The following is a 13,210-nucleotide window of genomic DNA, read 5'->3' as shown; positions in this document are numbered from 1 at the left end:
AGATCTATGAGTGCCCTGACGTCACCGAAGACCTATACGGGCCTGGCCGCTTTCCAGGCCGCCGACGCCGTGCTGTGCGCCATCCCCGCACCGTTCATCACCACCGCACTGGACACCGTCAAATGCCCGCAGGAGGTCAGGCCGGTCCTGCCGATCGTCAAGGCCGCGTCGGCGGTCGGCCTGTTGTCCGTGCACCGGTTTCCGGCATTGGCGCGGCTGACCACCGCGGCGTTGACGTTGTACTTCATCCTCGCGGTCGGCGCACACATCCGGGTCCGCGACAGCATCGCCAACACGGTGCCGGCCGCGTCGTTTCTGGCCCTGTTCGCGGCGATGACGCTGCGCGGGCCGGGCAGCCGGGAAGGCTAGGGCTGCCCCGGCAGCAGCCGCACCATCAGGCCCTGAGCCTCGGCCAGCACGGTTCCATCGGTGTCGGTGAGTTCGGCCCCGATGAACGCCTTACGCCCCTCGGCCCGCTCGATCCGGGCGTGCGCCAACAGTGGGGTGTCGATCGGGGTGACCTTGCGGTAGTCGACATGCAGGAACGCCGTGCGGCTGATCGGGCGGTTGGCGGCATGCACCACCATCCCGAACATCCAGTCGAACAGCAGCGGCAACACACCGCCGTGCACCGCGAAGTTGCCGCCCACGTGGAACCGGCTGAACGACCCCGTCATCGAGACGCCGTCGGGCTCGAACCGGGTGACCCGCCACGGCGGCAGCAGCAGGCTGCCCATGCCCGGCAGTGACGGCGCCCGCCCGGCCGGAGCCACCGCCTGCGGTGCCGGGAATTTCTCCAGCAGGTCCACCAAGGCCTCGACCCGGTCGGCGGCGTCCTCCCAGGTGGCGTCGTCGGGGTCGGTCGACACCGCCAAGTCCTGCAGGCGCCGCATGGTGGTGACGAAACGCGCGAAGCCCCGGCTGGGATCGACGACGGCGAAGTCCGGAAATCCCCCGTGGCTGCTGTAGTCGGGATCGGCTGTCGTGTCGTCAGGGCCGGCGGGGGACTGTCCCTCGGTCACGCGCCGGGGCCCCGTACGACGTCGCGTCGCACAATGGTCTGCTCGCGGCCGGGACCGACCCCGATGCACGAGATCTGCGCCCCGGCGATCTCCTCGACCCGCGACACGTAGTCGCGCGCGTTGGCGGGCAGGTCCTCGAAGGTGCGGGCACCGGAGATGTCCTCCCACCAACCCGGCAGCTCCTCATAGACCGGCTCGGCGCGCGCGAACTCTTCCTGGGTCATCGGCAGCTCATCGGTGCGTTTGCCGTCCACGGTGTAGCCAACGCAGACCGGCACCGTCTCCAGGGACGACAGCACGTCGAGCTTGGTCAGGAAGTAGTCGGTGATGCCGTTGACCCGGGTGGCGTAACGCGCGATCACCGCGTCGAACCAGCCGCAGCGCCGCTGGCGCCCGGTGGTCACGCCCACCTCGCCACCGGTCTTGGACAGGTATTCGCCTTGAGCGTCGAACAGTTCGGTGGGGAACGGCCCCGAACCGACCCGGGTGGTGTAGGCCTTCAGGATCCCCAGCACCGTGGTGATACGGGTCGGGCCGATGCCGGAGCCCACGGCCGCGCCGCCCGCGGTGGGATTGCTCGACGTCACATAGGGATAGGTGCCGTGGTCGACGTCGAGCAGGGTGCCCTGCGAGCCTTCCAGCAGCACGTTCTCACCGCGGTCCAGCGCGGCGCCCAGCAGCAGGCCGGTGTCGGCGATGCGGTGCTTGAAGCCCTCGGCCTGCTCCAGCAGATCCTCGAGAACCTGTTGGGGCTCCAGCGCCTTGCGGTTGTAGATCTTGACCAGCACCTGGTTCTTGAACTCCAGGGCCGCCTCGATCTTCTGGGCCAGCGAGTCGTGGTCGAGCACATCGGCGACCCGGATCCCGATCCGGGCGATCTTGTCCTGGTAGCAGGGCCCGATACCGCGGCCGGTGGTGCCGATCTTCTTGCTGCCCATGTAGCGCTCGGTCACCTTGTCGATGGCCACGTGGTAGGGCATCAGCAGATGCGCATCGGCGGAGATCAACAACCGCGAGGTGTCCACGTCACGGCGTTCCAGGCCCGCCAGCTCCTCGAGCAGCACTCCCGGATCGACCACCACACCGTTGCCGATGACGTTGGTGACGTGCGGCGACAAGACCCCGGACGGGATCAGGTGCAGCGCGAAATTCTCCCCGGTGGGCAGCACCACCGTATGGCCGGCGTTGTTGCCGCCCTGGTAGCGCACGACCCACTGCACTCGTTCGCCGAGTAGGTCGGTCGCTTTACCTTTGCCCTCGTCGCCCCACTGGGCGCCGATGACGACGATTGCCGGCATGGAATTCTCGCTAACTGTCTTGGCTTACTGTGGTCCAGCCGGTGACTGAGCCTATCTGACGAGATTCACAAGGAGCGTGTTGAACGCCACTAACGGCGCGCGGCGCCCCCCGACGCCGCCTGAAACCGTCGTTCTGCTGTTTGCCGAAAGGTCGCTGCCGCGGCCTTTGCGGGGGCTGCCGACGGTAGAGCTCGGCGACCATGCGAGCACCGCCGGCCTGAACGCTTTGGACGCCGCCGTCGCTCGCTACCGCCGGTTGGTGGTCGTCGGCGCCGATGCGGACCTGGCGTGGGTGTTGACCCGGTTGCTGCGCACCGAGCGGCTCGACGTCGAAGTCGCCTATGCACCGCGACGGCGCACGCCGGCCACCGCGGCCCATCGACTGCCGGCCGGATGGCGGGCAGCGCGGCGGGCCCGGCGGGGCATCGCGGCTCCGGTGCCGCTGGTTCGCGACGACGCCGGGACCGTCTTGGTCGGCGTGGGCCGGTGGCTGCCGGTGGACGGCGCCGCGGTGCTGCGCGGTGAGGGCATCGTCGACGACACTCCCCTGTTCGACGGGGAGGTGGCGCAGGTGCAGATCAAGCCGCTGGGCAGCGACCCGGGTGTGCGCGCCGGTGTCGCGGACCGCCGCGGCCGGGTACGCCGCTGGGTGTCGGGCCGCGCGGCCCAGTTGGGCACCACCGGCGCGGTGGTGGCGCGCGACGGCATCGACGGAAACCGAACGGTGAAGCGGTCCACCTTTTATCGGCATGTCGAGGACTGGCTGCTGGTCCGATGACGCTGCGGGTCGGATGGCCGCCGAAGCGGACCGGCTAGCTTCTACTGCGTGAACGTATATCCGCTGCGCGGGCAGGCGGTACGGCCCAGCCCGGTGTTCCTGGCGCTGGTGGCCGTGACCGGCCTGGGCGGTGTCCTGGCGTGGCAGGCCGGTGAGGAGATTCGGCCGCTCGCCTACGCCGGGGTGTTCGTGTTCGTCATCGCCGGCTGGCTGGTCTCGCTGTGCCTGCATGAGTTCGGGCACGCCTACACCGCATGGCGGTTCGGTGATCACGGCGCCCAGCTGCGCGGCTATCTGACCCTCAACCCGCTGCGCTACACCCACCCCGGCCTGTCGCTGGTGCTGCCGATGCTGTTCATCGCGCTGGGCGGCATCGGACTGCCGGGCGGGGCGGTTTATGTGCAGACGTCGTTCATGGCGCCGCGGCGAAGCACCCTGGTCAGCCTGGCGGGTCCGGCCGCCAATCTGGTGCTGGCCGTGCTGCTGCTGGGCGCCGCACGCACCCTCTACGACCCCGCCCACCCGGTGTTCTGGTCAGCGGTGGCGTTCCTGGGCTTCCTGGAGCTGACCGCTGTCGTTTTGAACCTGCTGCCGGTGCCGGGCCTCGACGGCTACGGGGCGCTGGAACCGCACCTGAGCCCGGCGACCCGCCGGGCCGTGGCGCCGTTCAAGCAGTGGGGCCTGCTGGTGTTGCTGGTGTTGCTGCTCGCGTCGCCACTGCTGAACCAGAAGTTCTTCGGGCTGGTGTTGTGGTTCTTCGACCTGTTCGACGTGCCGCGCCTGCTGGTGTCGTGGGGCCTGAGTCTGACGCAGTTCTGGAATTCCTGGTTCTGAAAGTGCCGCACTGAGTGTGAAGCCCACTTCGGGCCCGACAGCGAGCCGGTCCGCCTATATTCACCTCCCATGGGCGCCGGTCACGATCACCGTCACACCGACTCTCGACTGTCTCGCATGGTCATCGGCGCCGCCATCCTGACCACGTTCTTCGCCATCGAACTGACCACCGCGATCACCATCAACTCGATGGCACTGCTGGCCGACGCGGGCCATCTGCTGACCGACCTGGCCGCATTGTTCATGGGGGTGGCGGCCGTGGTGCTGGCCCGGCGCGGCAGCACGTCGCCGTCGCGCACCTTCGGATGGCATCGCGCCGAGGTGTTCACCGCGGTCGCCAACGCGGTACTGCTGATCGGGGTGGCGACCTTCATCCTCACCGAGGCGGTCCGCCGTATCGGCACCGCTCCGGACGTGCCCGGTGTGCCGATGATCGTGGTCGCCCTGGCCGGCCTGACCGTCAATATCGGCGTCGCCCTGCTCCTGCGATCGCACTCGGGCGACAGTCTGGCCGTGCGCGGCGCGTACATGGAGGTGGTGGCCGACATGGTCGGCAGCGTGGGTGTGCTGATTGCCGGTGTGGTCACCATCGCCACCGGCTGGCCCTACGCCGACGTGGTGGTCGCGGTCTTCGTCGCACTGTGGGTGCTGCCGCGCGCGTTCGCCCTGGCCGGGGCGGCCCTGCGGATCCTGTCGGAGGCCTCCCCCAGCCACATCGACGTCGCCGAGCTCCGCGCGGCGCTCGCGGCCGTCGACGGCGTCACCGACGTGCATGACCTCCACGTCTGGACGTTGGCTCCGGGCCAGGACATGGCGACCGCCCACCTGGGCACCAGCGCCGACGCCGGCCGCGTGCTGGCCGATGCGCGCGCCGTGCTGGCCGCTCGCGGGCTGACGCACGCCACCGTGCAGGTGGAGCCTGCCGGACAGGGTGGTCGTTGCCCGCTCGGATGCTGACGGGTCAGCTCAGCCCGAGCGCGGAGCGCGCGTCGGAATCGCAGTCGTCGAGCAGAGCCAGGCAGCGCACCTGCTCGTCGGTCTCGCCGATGCTGGTGGCGGCACGCGCCAGCGCGGCCACACACCGCAGGAAGCCACGGTTGGGTTCATGCGCGTACGGCACCGGGCCGTAGCCCTTCCACCCGTTGCGGCGCAGCTGATCCAGGCCCCGGTGGTAACCCGTGCGGGCGTAGGCGTAGGCGGCGACGGGCTTGTCCTCGTCCAGTGCCGCTTCGGCCAGCCCCGCCCACGCCACCGAGGCCGCCGGGTGCGCGGCCGCGACGACTTCGGGGTCCTGATTGGCCCGCAACGCGGCCTCGGCTTCGGGGTCGCCGGGTAGCAGGATCGGATCGGGACGCAGGAGATCACCGGTGTGAGTCACATCGTTCATTCTGCCGTGCCGTCCATGGCCTGCCACTACGGCAATACGTCGGCCCGCTCAGTAAGCTGGCGCCAGCAGATTCGCTAGCGGGAGGACAGCAGTAGCCCATGCCGAACCCATCCGGCCCCGACCGCGACGACGTTCCCGCCTCACCCGCCGAGCAGGGTTCCGGGACCGGCGATGCCACTCCGGTCGAGCAGCAGTCCGACGGTGACGATCAGGGCACCCAGATCCAGCCGGTCGGCTCAGACGACGAGACGGCGACGGCCGCCCTGGCCGAGTCATCGGCTGAAGCCGACGCCGTCACCGAGGTGATCACCACCGAGACCGCGCCCGCCGACCCCGCGCCCGACGGATCGCCGGAGCGCCGCTTCACCGCGCCCGGATTCGACGCCGGGCACACCGAAGTCATTCCGTCGGTGGATGACGCGGACACCGAACTGATCGCCCAACACAGCGATGACACGGGAAAGGCGGCACCGCAACAGATCCCGGCGCGAGTGGGAGGCAAACTGCCGTCCACGGTGTCACGCAGCTGGGGCTGGGTGATGGCGGTGATCCTGATCATCCTGGCGCTCGCCGCCATCGCGGTGCTGGGCACGCTGTGGCTGACCCGCGACACTCGGCAGGCCGCCTCGCAGGAGGAGCATGTTCGCTCCACGATCCAGAACTTCGACGTCGCCATGCAGACCGGTGATCTGGCGGCACTGCGCAGCCTCACCTGCGGCGACATCCGGGACCGCTACGTCAATTACGACCAAAAGGCCTGGGACGAAACCTACCAGCGGATCGCGGCGGCCAAGCAGTATCCGGTGGTCGCCAGCATCGATGAGGTCGTCGTCAACGACGGTCAGGCCGAAGCGAACGTCACCGCGTTCATGGCCTATGAGCCGCGGGTCCGCTCGACCCGCAGCTTCGACCTGCAGTTCCGCGACGACCAGTGGAAGATCTGCCAGTCGCACGGGAGCTAGTCCCTCCGCCGAGCAGACACATAAGCCCCCAATCCGCAGCGGAATTGGGGGCTTTTGTGTCTGCTCGGCAGAAGGCTGTTACAGGGCCTTGCCGGCGCTGTGCAGGTCGTTGCAGGCCTCGATGACCCGTTCGGTCATGGACGCCTCCGCCTTCTTCAGGTAGCTGCGCGGGTCGTAGGTCTTCTTGTTGCCGACCTCGCCGTCGACCTTGAGCACACCGTCGTAGTTGGTGAACATGTGCGCGGCGACCGGGCGGGTGAACGCGTACTGGGTGTCGGTGTCGACGTTCATCTTCACCACGCCGTAACGCAGCGCCTCTTCGATCTCGGACTTCAGCGAGCCGGAGCCGCCGTGGAACACGAAGTCGAAGGGCTTGGAGCCCTCAGCCAGACCCAGCTTGGCCGACGCCACCTTCTGGCCCTCGGCCAAGATGTCCGGGCGCAGCTTGACGTTGCCCGGCTTGTAGACGCCGTGCACGTTGCCGAAGGTCGCGGCCAGCAGGTACTGGCCCTTCTCGCCGGCGCCCAGGGCGGCGACGGTCTTCTCGAAGTCTTCGGGCGAGGTGTAGAGCTTCTCGTTGATCTCGGCTTCCACGCCGTCCTCTTCGCCGCCGACCACGCCGATCTCGACCTCGAGGATGATCTTGGCGGCCACCGCCTGGGCCAGCAGTTCCTGGGCGATCTCCAGGTTCTCGTCGATCGGCACCGCCGAGCCGTCCCACATGTGCGACTGGAACAGCGGGTTCTTGCCGGCCTTGACCCGCTCGCTGGAGATCGCCAGCAGCGGCCGTACAAACCCGTCCAGCTTGTCCTTGGGGCAGTGGTCGGTGTGCAGTGCCACGTTGATCGGGTACTTGGCGGCGACCACATGGGTGAATTCGGCCAGCGCCACCGCGCCGGTCACCATGTCCTTGACGCCCAGGCCGGAGCCGAACTCGGCGCCGCCGGTGGAGAACTGAATGATGCCGTCACTGCCGGCGTCCGCGAAGCCCTTGATCGCCGCGTTGATGGTCTCCGACGACGTGCAGTTGATCGCGGGGAACGCGTACGCGTTCTCCTTGGCGCGGCCCAGCATCTCGGCGTAGATCTCGGGGGTGGCGATGGGCATGGGAACTCTCTCCTCTGAGCTGACCGAAACTGCCATCGAGTATCGCAGGGGCGGTTTCACCGGCGCCCCCCGGTATGTTGGTGCGTCATGAGCACCACCACGCTCGCGATGCCCGGCTTCCTGGATCCGATGTACTGGCTGGGTGCCGGGGGCATCTTCCACGGCGCCGTACTGCCGGCCATCCTGGTGGTGGTCTTCATCGAGACCGGCCTGCTGTTCCCCCTGCTCCCGGGTGAGTCTCTGCTGTTCACCGGTGGTCTGTTGGCCGCCAAGGGGCTGGCTCCCGACATCTGGATCTTGGCGCCCGCGGTCGCAATCGTGGCGGTGCTGGGCGATCAGTGCGGCTATTTCATCGGCCGGCGGATCGGTCCGGCGCTGTTCAAGAAGGAAGACTCACGCTTCTTCAAGAAGCACTACGTCACCGAGTCGCACGCGTTCTTCGAGAAATACGGGCCGTGGGCGATCATCCTGGCCCGATTCGCGCCCTTCGTCCGGACGTTCGTGCCGGTGGTGGCGGGTGTGTCCTACATGCGCTACCCCGTCTACCTGGCGTTCGACATCGTCGGCGGCATCCTGTGGGGTGGTGGGGTGACGACGCTGGGCTATTTCCTGGGCAACGTGCCGTTCGTCCACGAGAACCTCGAAAAGATCATCCTGGTGATCCTGTTCGTGTCGATGATTCCGGCGTTCATCGGCACGGCGAAGGCCTACCGCAGCCGCCGCGGAGGCGAAAAGCCCGCCCACGCCGAGGCTGACTCTGCGCTCACCGCGCCGAAACCCGAGTAGACCGCGCCCAGCGCACCGTCACCGAGTCGGCAGGCCGGTCGCGACAGTGTGCGCGGCCTCCATCAGCATCCACCCGCCCAACTGCACCGACAGGTCCCGCTCGGGAATCTCGGATTCGTACACCGCGCCGCCGGCGAAGCGGGCCGGAGCGCTGCTCGAGCGGGGCACCTCGGCGGGCTGGTCCCAGAACGCTCCGAACAAAGGCAGCCCGTCGACCGATTGCCGGTAATCCCACGCCGATTTCGCCGATGACAGCACCAGCTTGCCCGCGGTGTCACGTGCCTGAGCGTCGACGTCGGTCTGCCCGGGCAACGCGGTGGCGACCAGCGCCAGGTAGCGGGCGGTGATCCCGGCGAACAGCCCGCCGTCGCCGCCGCCGGCGCCCTTGATCACCCCGCCGGGTGCCATGTGCTCGCGCACCGCGGCCACCAGCCGGTGGACCCGCGCGGCGTGGCGCTGTTCTCCGGTGCGCGCCGCCAGTTCGGTTTCCAGGCCCAGCACCACGCCCTGGCAATAGGTGTACTGCGCCCGCACCAGCGAACCGGACCTGATGCCGTCGAACACCAGATTGGTGTCTGGGTCGATCAGGGTGGCGTCGATCCAGTCGCCCATCTCCTTCGCACGCTCGAGCCAGCCGGGTTCGCGGGCCAGGAAGATTCCGGCCGGACCGTTGGCGGGCGCGTTGAAGAACGGTTCGGTGAACTGTTCGTCCTTGCGCCACGGGATGCCACCACCTGCTTCGGGCATCCATGAATCGGTCAGCTGCCGAGTCAGGGTGCCCAACGCGCGGCGCCGGTCGAGGCCGGTGACCAGGCATGCCCGCTGAATCGCCAAGGCCAGCCACGCCATGTCGTCGTAGTAGGCGTTGGTCCAGCGGCCCACGTTGCGCAGCCGATGGGTGCGGATCTGTCTCTTGATTCGCGTCGCTCGTTCGGCCTGTGGGTCACGCAGTTGAGCGTCGACCAGACAATCCAGCAGGTGCGCCTGCCACCAGTAGTGCCAGTGCGGCGCGCGCCGTACCGGCGGCCAGGCCACGACGCCGAGCTGGGTGCCGGGCAGGTGCCAGAGCGCCTTGAGGTGGCGTGCGGTGACGGCAGCCTCGGCGCTTTCGGCACGGTTCGCCCAGAGGTGCTCCATAACGGTTGATCTTGCCGCAAAAGCCGAGCGCGCACCTTTCCCGCTGATTGGCGGGAAAGGTGCGCGCCGCGAGGACTCAGCGCTCAGAAGGGAAGTTCGACACCGAGTCCATCCGTGAGCTGGCCGACGAGGTCCAGAATCCACTGCACGCCGGGGGAAGCCTCAAGGATGTCTATCGCGCCCTCCAGCGAGCTGCTCAACGTCTCTTCCGTCGAGGTGATCCAGTCCAACATCGAATCCCCGGCAAGACCGGCGATCAGATCCAGTCCGCTGCCCACCTCGGGGAATAGATCATCGAGATCGATGATGCCGGCGGTGACGGCGTTGATCACCCCGGGGACCAGCGCATAGATCCCCAGCAGCTCCCACGTGGCCAAGCCGCCGGCGAGGCCCGACGCGAGCTCCAAGAGGCTGTCCAGCTGGTCGCCATCCGACGCCGAAATGCCCAGCAAGCCCCAGAGCCAGCTCAGGTCGAAGTCCGCCACCGGACCGAACAGCACCTCCGGGTCAGCGGCGATCTCCGTGTAATAGTCCTCGACCCAGGCCAACGGATCCCAGCCCGGTGTGAGGATCTCGGTGAAGAGGTCGTACCGGTCGGTGACCCAGTCCCCAACCCCCGAGATACCCGCGAAGGAAAGGAACGGGTCGAGCCAGTTGGCCCATTGCACCGCCGTCTGGCCGTATTCCAGAGTCAGCGCGCTGATCTCGTCGGCGTATGCCTGCGCCGCTTCGCCCGAATCGAAGATCACCCAACCGTCGGGAGTGAGCGCCTCGACATCCTGCCAGCTCAGGCTGCTCAGGGTGATCTCGGCACTGTGCGCTGCCAGCGCCGAGGCACTGGGACCAACCACCGGCGCGGCAAGAATCGCACCGGCACCCACCACAGCGGCACCCATGACCGCAGATGAGCGCAAACGTCCAGATACTTGCATAGCAATCCTCATTTCTGCTCGCAATCCGATAGCCGTTACATTAGCGGATGCTTAACGGGTCCGATACAGGGAAAACCCTTGTTTTTTTGAAACAAATACCGCCCCAACCTGTGGGTTCGATGGCGCCGACCATGGTCGCCCGCCGACGACTCATCGGCGTCTTGGCCCGACACCACACCTTCATCCCGGATAAATCGGAGCGCTTGCTGAGATTCAGATTAACGTCCGCGTTACGGCAGGGCTTCTTGTCGGAAACCTGAGCGCGCACCCTTCCCGTGGATTGGCGGGAAGGTGCGCACCGCGAGGACTCAGCGCTCAGAAGGGGATTTCGAAACCGATGCCATCTGCGAGCTGGCCCACAAGGTCCACAATCCACTGGATCACGGGGGCAGACCCCAGGATGTCCAGCGCACTCTCCAGCGAGTTGGTCAGAGTCTCTTGCGTCGAGGAGAAATACGCTAAGAAGCTGTCCCCTGAAAGAACGTCGATAAGGTCCTGGTCCAGCTCACCGAGCACCAGACTGTTGGGGTCGAAGATACCGGCGTTGATGGCGTTGATCACTCCGGCGTTCATCACGTCGCCGTTCAGAACCCCCAACGTGACCGTGGCACCGTAAATCCCGGACACGGTTTCCAACAAGCTGTCCAACTGCTCGCTATCCGATGCAGAGATACCGAGCAAGCCCCAGAACCAGCCAAGGTCGACATCGGCCACGGGAGCGAACAGCCCCGCCGGGTCCGCGACGAACGCCGAGACAAAGTCCTCGCTCCACGCCACCGGATCCCAGCCCGGCGTGAGAATCTCGGCAGCGAGGTCGTAGAAGTCGGAGACCCAGGCCCCGACCCCCGAGATACCAGCGAAGGAAAGGATGGGGTCGAGCCAGTTGGCCCATTGCACCAGCGTCGGACCTAGTTCGAAAAACTGCGCGCTGATCTCGTCGGCATATGCCTGCGCTTCCGCGTCCGACTCGAAACTGAACGTGTAGCTGCCGTTGTTTGTCCAAAACTCGATCTGAGACCAGTCCACGGCGGTCAGTGCGATGTCTGCAGCAAAGGCGCGGGCCGGCTGGGCGGGCAGAACCGCAGGTGCGGCGAAAATCGCACCGGCACACACCACAGCGGCACTCATCACCGCAGACGAGCGCAAAGGTCCACTAACGTGCATAGTCATCCTCATTTCTGCTAGGGCGTCCGATAATCGGTACATTAGCGGAAACTGAGCGGATCCGATATAGGGAAAACCCTTGCATCTACGGGAGGAAAGTCACTCTCACCTGTGGGTTCTCCGGTGCCCACCAGGCGGTGTTGCGCGGAGCGGTGGCACTCGGCTCAACTTCGCGTAAGCAATCTAATGATTACTGAGCTTCCGTTAATTGTTTGGTAACGGCAGGGGCGCCGCCGCTTGTCTCACCAAGCCTGGTCGAGGTCGGCATGTTGGCTGATCCAGGAGTGCATCACGATCCCGGCGGCGACGCCGACGTTGACGCTGCGGGTCGAACCGAACTGGGCGATGGACACCGTCAGGTCCGCTCCGGCGCGGGCTTCCTCGCTGATACCGGGGCCTTCGCTGCCGAACAACAGCAGGCAGTCGGCGGGCAGTGTGGTCTGCTCCAGACGCACCGCCCCGGCCACGTTGTCCACCGCGACCACGGAGAGCCCCTGTCCGGCGGCGAAATGCAGGAGATCAGCAGCGGTTTCGTGATGCAGCAGCCGCTGGTAGCGGTCGGTGACCATGGCGCCGCGCCGATTCCACCGCCGCCGCCCGACGATGTGCACGGTGTGCACGGCGAACGCGTTGGCGGTGCGCACCACCGAGCCGATGTTGGCATCGTGCCCGAAGTTCTCGATCGCGATGTGCAGCCGGTGGCGCCGTCGGTCGATGTCGGCGATGATCGCCTCGCGGGTCCAGTAGCGGTAGGCGTCGACGACGTTGCGCCGGTCGCCGTCGCGCAGCAACTCCGGGTCGTAGCGGGGGTCGTTCGGCAGTGGCCCCGGCCAGGGGCCGACGCCGTTGGCCGGCGCGAACCACTCGGTGGGTCCGGGATGATCCGACGCGTCGCTCACGAGGTGGTCCACACGCCGGCGTGGGTGCCCACCACCGACACCGAGGGATACAGCAGCGCGGCATTGATCTCCCCGTGCGTGCACAGGGAGGTCGGCACGTGGACCGAATTCAGCGACGCCTCCGGCAGGATCAACACCGATGATCCGGCCGCAACGCAGTCCGCGCCCAGCCCCGGCATCGGCGTCGACGGTCCAGCGACCAACATCAGCGGTCCGCCACGGGCTTTCGCGTCGTCGCGGTACTGCGTGGCGACCGCGTCGACCGCCAGGTTGAGCACCATGTACCCGGCACCGGTGAAGGCATTCGGGTCGCCGAGAGCCGTTGGTGCCAACGGCACGCCGTCGGCCCGGTAGGCCGCCACGCCCTGGGCGGTGAGCTGCAGACCGGTGTCGCCCGGGTTGACCGGCGCCAGCCCCACCGGGAACGCCGCGGCATAGGCCACCGTGGTGTCTTTGATCCGGTCGGCCGGCGAATAGACATAGACCCCGCGCACCGCGCTGCGCTCCTTGAGCGGGCCCAGGCAGACTGTGCCGTTCAGCCGGTCGGGTTCCTTGGCCGACAGCGGCGTCGGCACCAACTGCCCCAGCATCTTGCAGCTGCCCAGGCCGGTGGCCTCAATCGGGTGTGCGGGGGTGCCGTACACCCCGAACCGCAGATCGCCGGCGGCGGCGTGGGGAGCATCGGTGTCGGTGACCTGCCCCGCGACGTCGATCAGGGCGTAATCGACTTCCCACCGCAGGTCCGACAGCGTCAGCTCCCAACCCAAGAGGGTCAGAGCCGAACCCATCGTGGTGCCCTGGGCCCCATAGGGGCCGGTCGCGCCGGAGCCCGAGCAGGCCGCGGCACAGCCGACGGCCAACGCTGAAATCAGCGCGATAAGACTCCGCACAACCGTCCTTGGGC

General features: G+C 67.4%; 15 protein-coding genes. 6 read left to right on the top strand and 9 right to left on the bottom strand.

Going from position 1 to position 13,210, the window contains the following annotated elements; genetic code table 11:
• Positions 1-6: 6 nt before the first annotated feature.
• The gene (locus AWC18_RS05740; RefSeq protein ID WP_064999583.1) at positions 7-369 is read left to right on the top strand and encodes a DoxX family protein; all 363 of its coding nucleotides are present in this window, start codon (positions 7-9) and stop codon (positions 367-369) included.
• Here the strand turns inward: AWC18_RS05740 and AWC18_RS05735 are convergent.
• Together AWC18_RS05735 and AWC18_RS05730 are read right to left on the bottom strand one after the other, a co-directional pair.
• The gene (locus AWC18_RS05735) at positions 366-1,022 is read right to left on the bottom strand and encodes a PaaI family thioesterase (RefSeq protein WP_064999584.1); all 657 of its coding nucleotides are present in this window, start codon (positions 1,020-1,022) and stop codon (positions 366-368) included. The two genes, AWC18_RS05740 and AWC18_RS05735, sit on opposite strands and share 4 nt — an antisense overlap.
• A complete protein-coding gene (locus AWC18_RS05730; RefSeq protein WP_064999585.1) occupies positions 1,019-2,320 on the bottom strand; it encodes an adenylosuccinate synthase in 1,302 nt (433 codons plus the stop codon). The genes AWC18_RS05735 and AWC18_RS05730 overlap by 4 nt, the downstream gene beginning before the upstream one ends.
• Positions 2,321-2,399: 79 nt before the next feature.
• Between AWC18_RS05730 and AWC18_RS05725 the strand changes: the two genes are divergently transcribed.
• The 3 genes from AWC18_RS05725 (at position 2,400) to AWC18_RS05715 (ending at position 4,889) form a co-directional block, all read left to right on the top strand.
• Positions 2,400-3,098: a peptidase M50 gene (locus AWC18_RS05725; protein WP_085138116.1), complete on the top strand. Its 699-nt coding sequence runs from the start codon at positions 2,400-2,402 to the stop codon at positions 3,096-3,098.
• 48 nt (positions 3,099-3,146) lie between these two features.
• Entirely contained in the window at positions 3,147-3,932 is a 786-nt protein-coding gene (locus AWC18_RS05720) for a site-2 protease family protein (RefSeq protein ID WP_064999586.1), read from the top strand.
• Positions 3,933-4,001: 69 nt separating this feature from the next.
• A complete protein-coding gene (locus tag AWC18_RS05715; protein ID WP_085138056.1) occupies positions 4,002-4,889 on the top strand; it encodes a cation diffusion facilitator family transporter in 888 nt (295 codons plus the stop codon).
• Between the two features lie 4 nt (positions 4,890-4,893).
• Here AWC18_RS05715 and AWC18_RS05710 read toward each other — a convergent pair whose 3' ends face one another.
• The gene (locus tag AWC18_RS05710; RefSeq protein WP_208858322.1) at positions 4,894-5,310 is read right to left on the bottom strand and encodes a DUF3151 domain-containing protein; all 417 of its coding nucleotides are present in this window, start codon (positions 5,308-5,310) and stop codon (positions 4,894-4,896) included.
• A 107-nt stretch (positions 5,311-5,417) separates the two neighbouring features.
• On the opposite strand from AWC18_RS05710, the gene AWC18_RS05705 reads away from it, so the two are divergent.
• Complete coding sequence (locus AWC18_RS05705) at positions 5,418-6,281, top strand: Rv0361 family membrane protein (RefSeq protein ID WP_085138054.1); 864 nt, start codon at positions 5,418-5,420, stop codon at positions 6,279-6,281.
• Between the two features lie 78 nt (positions 6,282-6,359).
• Here the strand turns inward: AWC18_RS05705 and fbaA are convergent, their stop codons facing one another.
• Entirely contained in the window at positions 6,360-7,388 is a 1,029-nt protein-coding gene (gene fbaA, locus AWC18_RS05700; RefSeq protein ID WP_085138053.1) for a class II fructose-bisphosphate aldolase, read from the bottom strand.
• A gap of 87 nt (positions 7,389-7,475) precedes the next feature.
• Between fbaA and AWC18_RS05695 the strand changes: the two genes are divergently transcribed.
• Complete coding sequence (locus AWC18_RS05695) at positions 7,476-8,174, top strand: DedA family protein (RefSeq protein ID WP_085138052.1); 699 nt, start codon at positions 7,476-7,478, stop codon at positions 8,172-8,174.
• An 18-nt stretch (positions 8,175-8,192) separates the two neighbouring features.
• Here the strand turns inward: AWC18_RS05695 and AWC18_RS05690 are convergent, their stop codons facing one another.
• From AWC18_RS05690 to AWC18_RS05670, 5 genes are all read right to left on the bottom strand, one after another.
• On the bottom strand, positions 8,193-9,311 hold the full coding sequence (locus AWC18_RS05690; protein WP_085138051.1) for a glycoside hydrolase family 76 protein: 1,119 nt from the start codon (positions 9,309-9,311) through the stop codon (positions 8,193-8,195).
• Between the two features lie 83 nt (positions 9,312-9,394).
• A complete protein-coding gene (locus tag AWC18_RS05685; RefSeq protein ID WP_085138050.1) occupies positions 9,395-10,207 on the bottom strand; it encodes a hypothetical protein in 813 nt (270 codons plus the stop codon).
• Between the two features lie 351 nt (positions 10,208-10,558).
• Positions 10,559-11,371 carry a hypothetical protein gene (locus AWC18_RS05680; RefSeq protein WP_133054980.1) on the bottom strand — a complete coding sequence of 271 codons (813 nt, stop codon included), beginning with the start codon at positions 11,369-11,371 and terminating at the stop codon, positions 10,559-10,561.
• Positions 11,372-11,649: 278 nt separating this feature from the next.
• Positions 11,650-12,306 carry a TrmH family RNA methyltransferase gene (locus tag AWC18_RS05675; protein WP_234806435.1) on the bottom strand — a complete coding sequence of 219 codons (657 nt, stop codon included), beginning with the start codon at positions 12,304-12,306 and terminating at the stop codon, positions 11,650-11,652.
• The gene (locus AWC18_RS05670; RefSeq protein ID WP_085138047.1) at positions 12,303-13,196 is read right to left on the bottom strand and encodes a hypothetical protein; all 894 of its coding nucleotides are present in this window, start codon (positions 13,194-13,196) and stop codon (positions 12,303-12,305) included. The genes AWC18_RS05675 and AWC18_RS05670 overlap by 4 nt, the downstream gene beginning before the upstream one ends.
• Positions 13,197-13,210: the final 14 nt, after the last annotated feature.

Source organism: Mycolicibacter nonchromogenicus (assembly GCF_002101775.1).
GTDB classification, from domain to species: domain Bacteria; phylum Actinomycetota; class Actinomycetes; order Mycobacteriales; family Mycobacteriaceae; genus Mycobacterium; species Mycobacterium nonchromogenicum.
The sequence above is the reverse complement of the archived record's forward strand: the minus strand, read 5'-3'. Positions and strand labels throughout refer to the sequence as shown.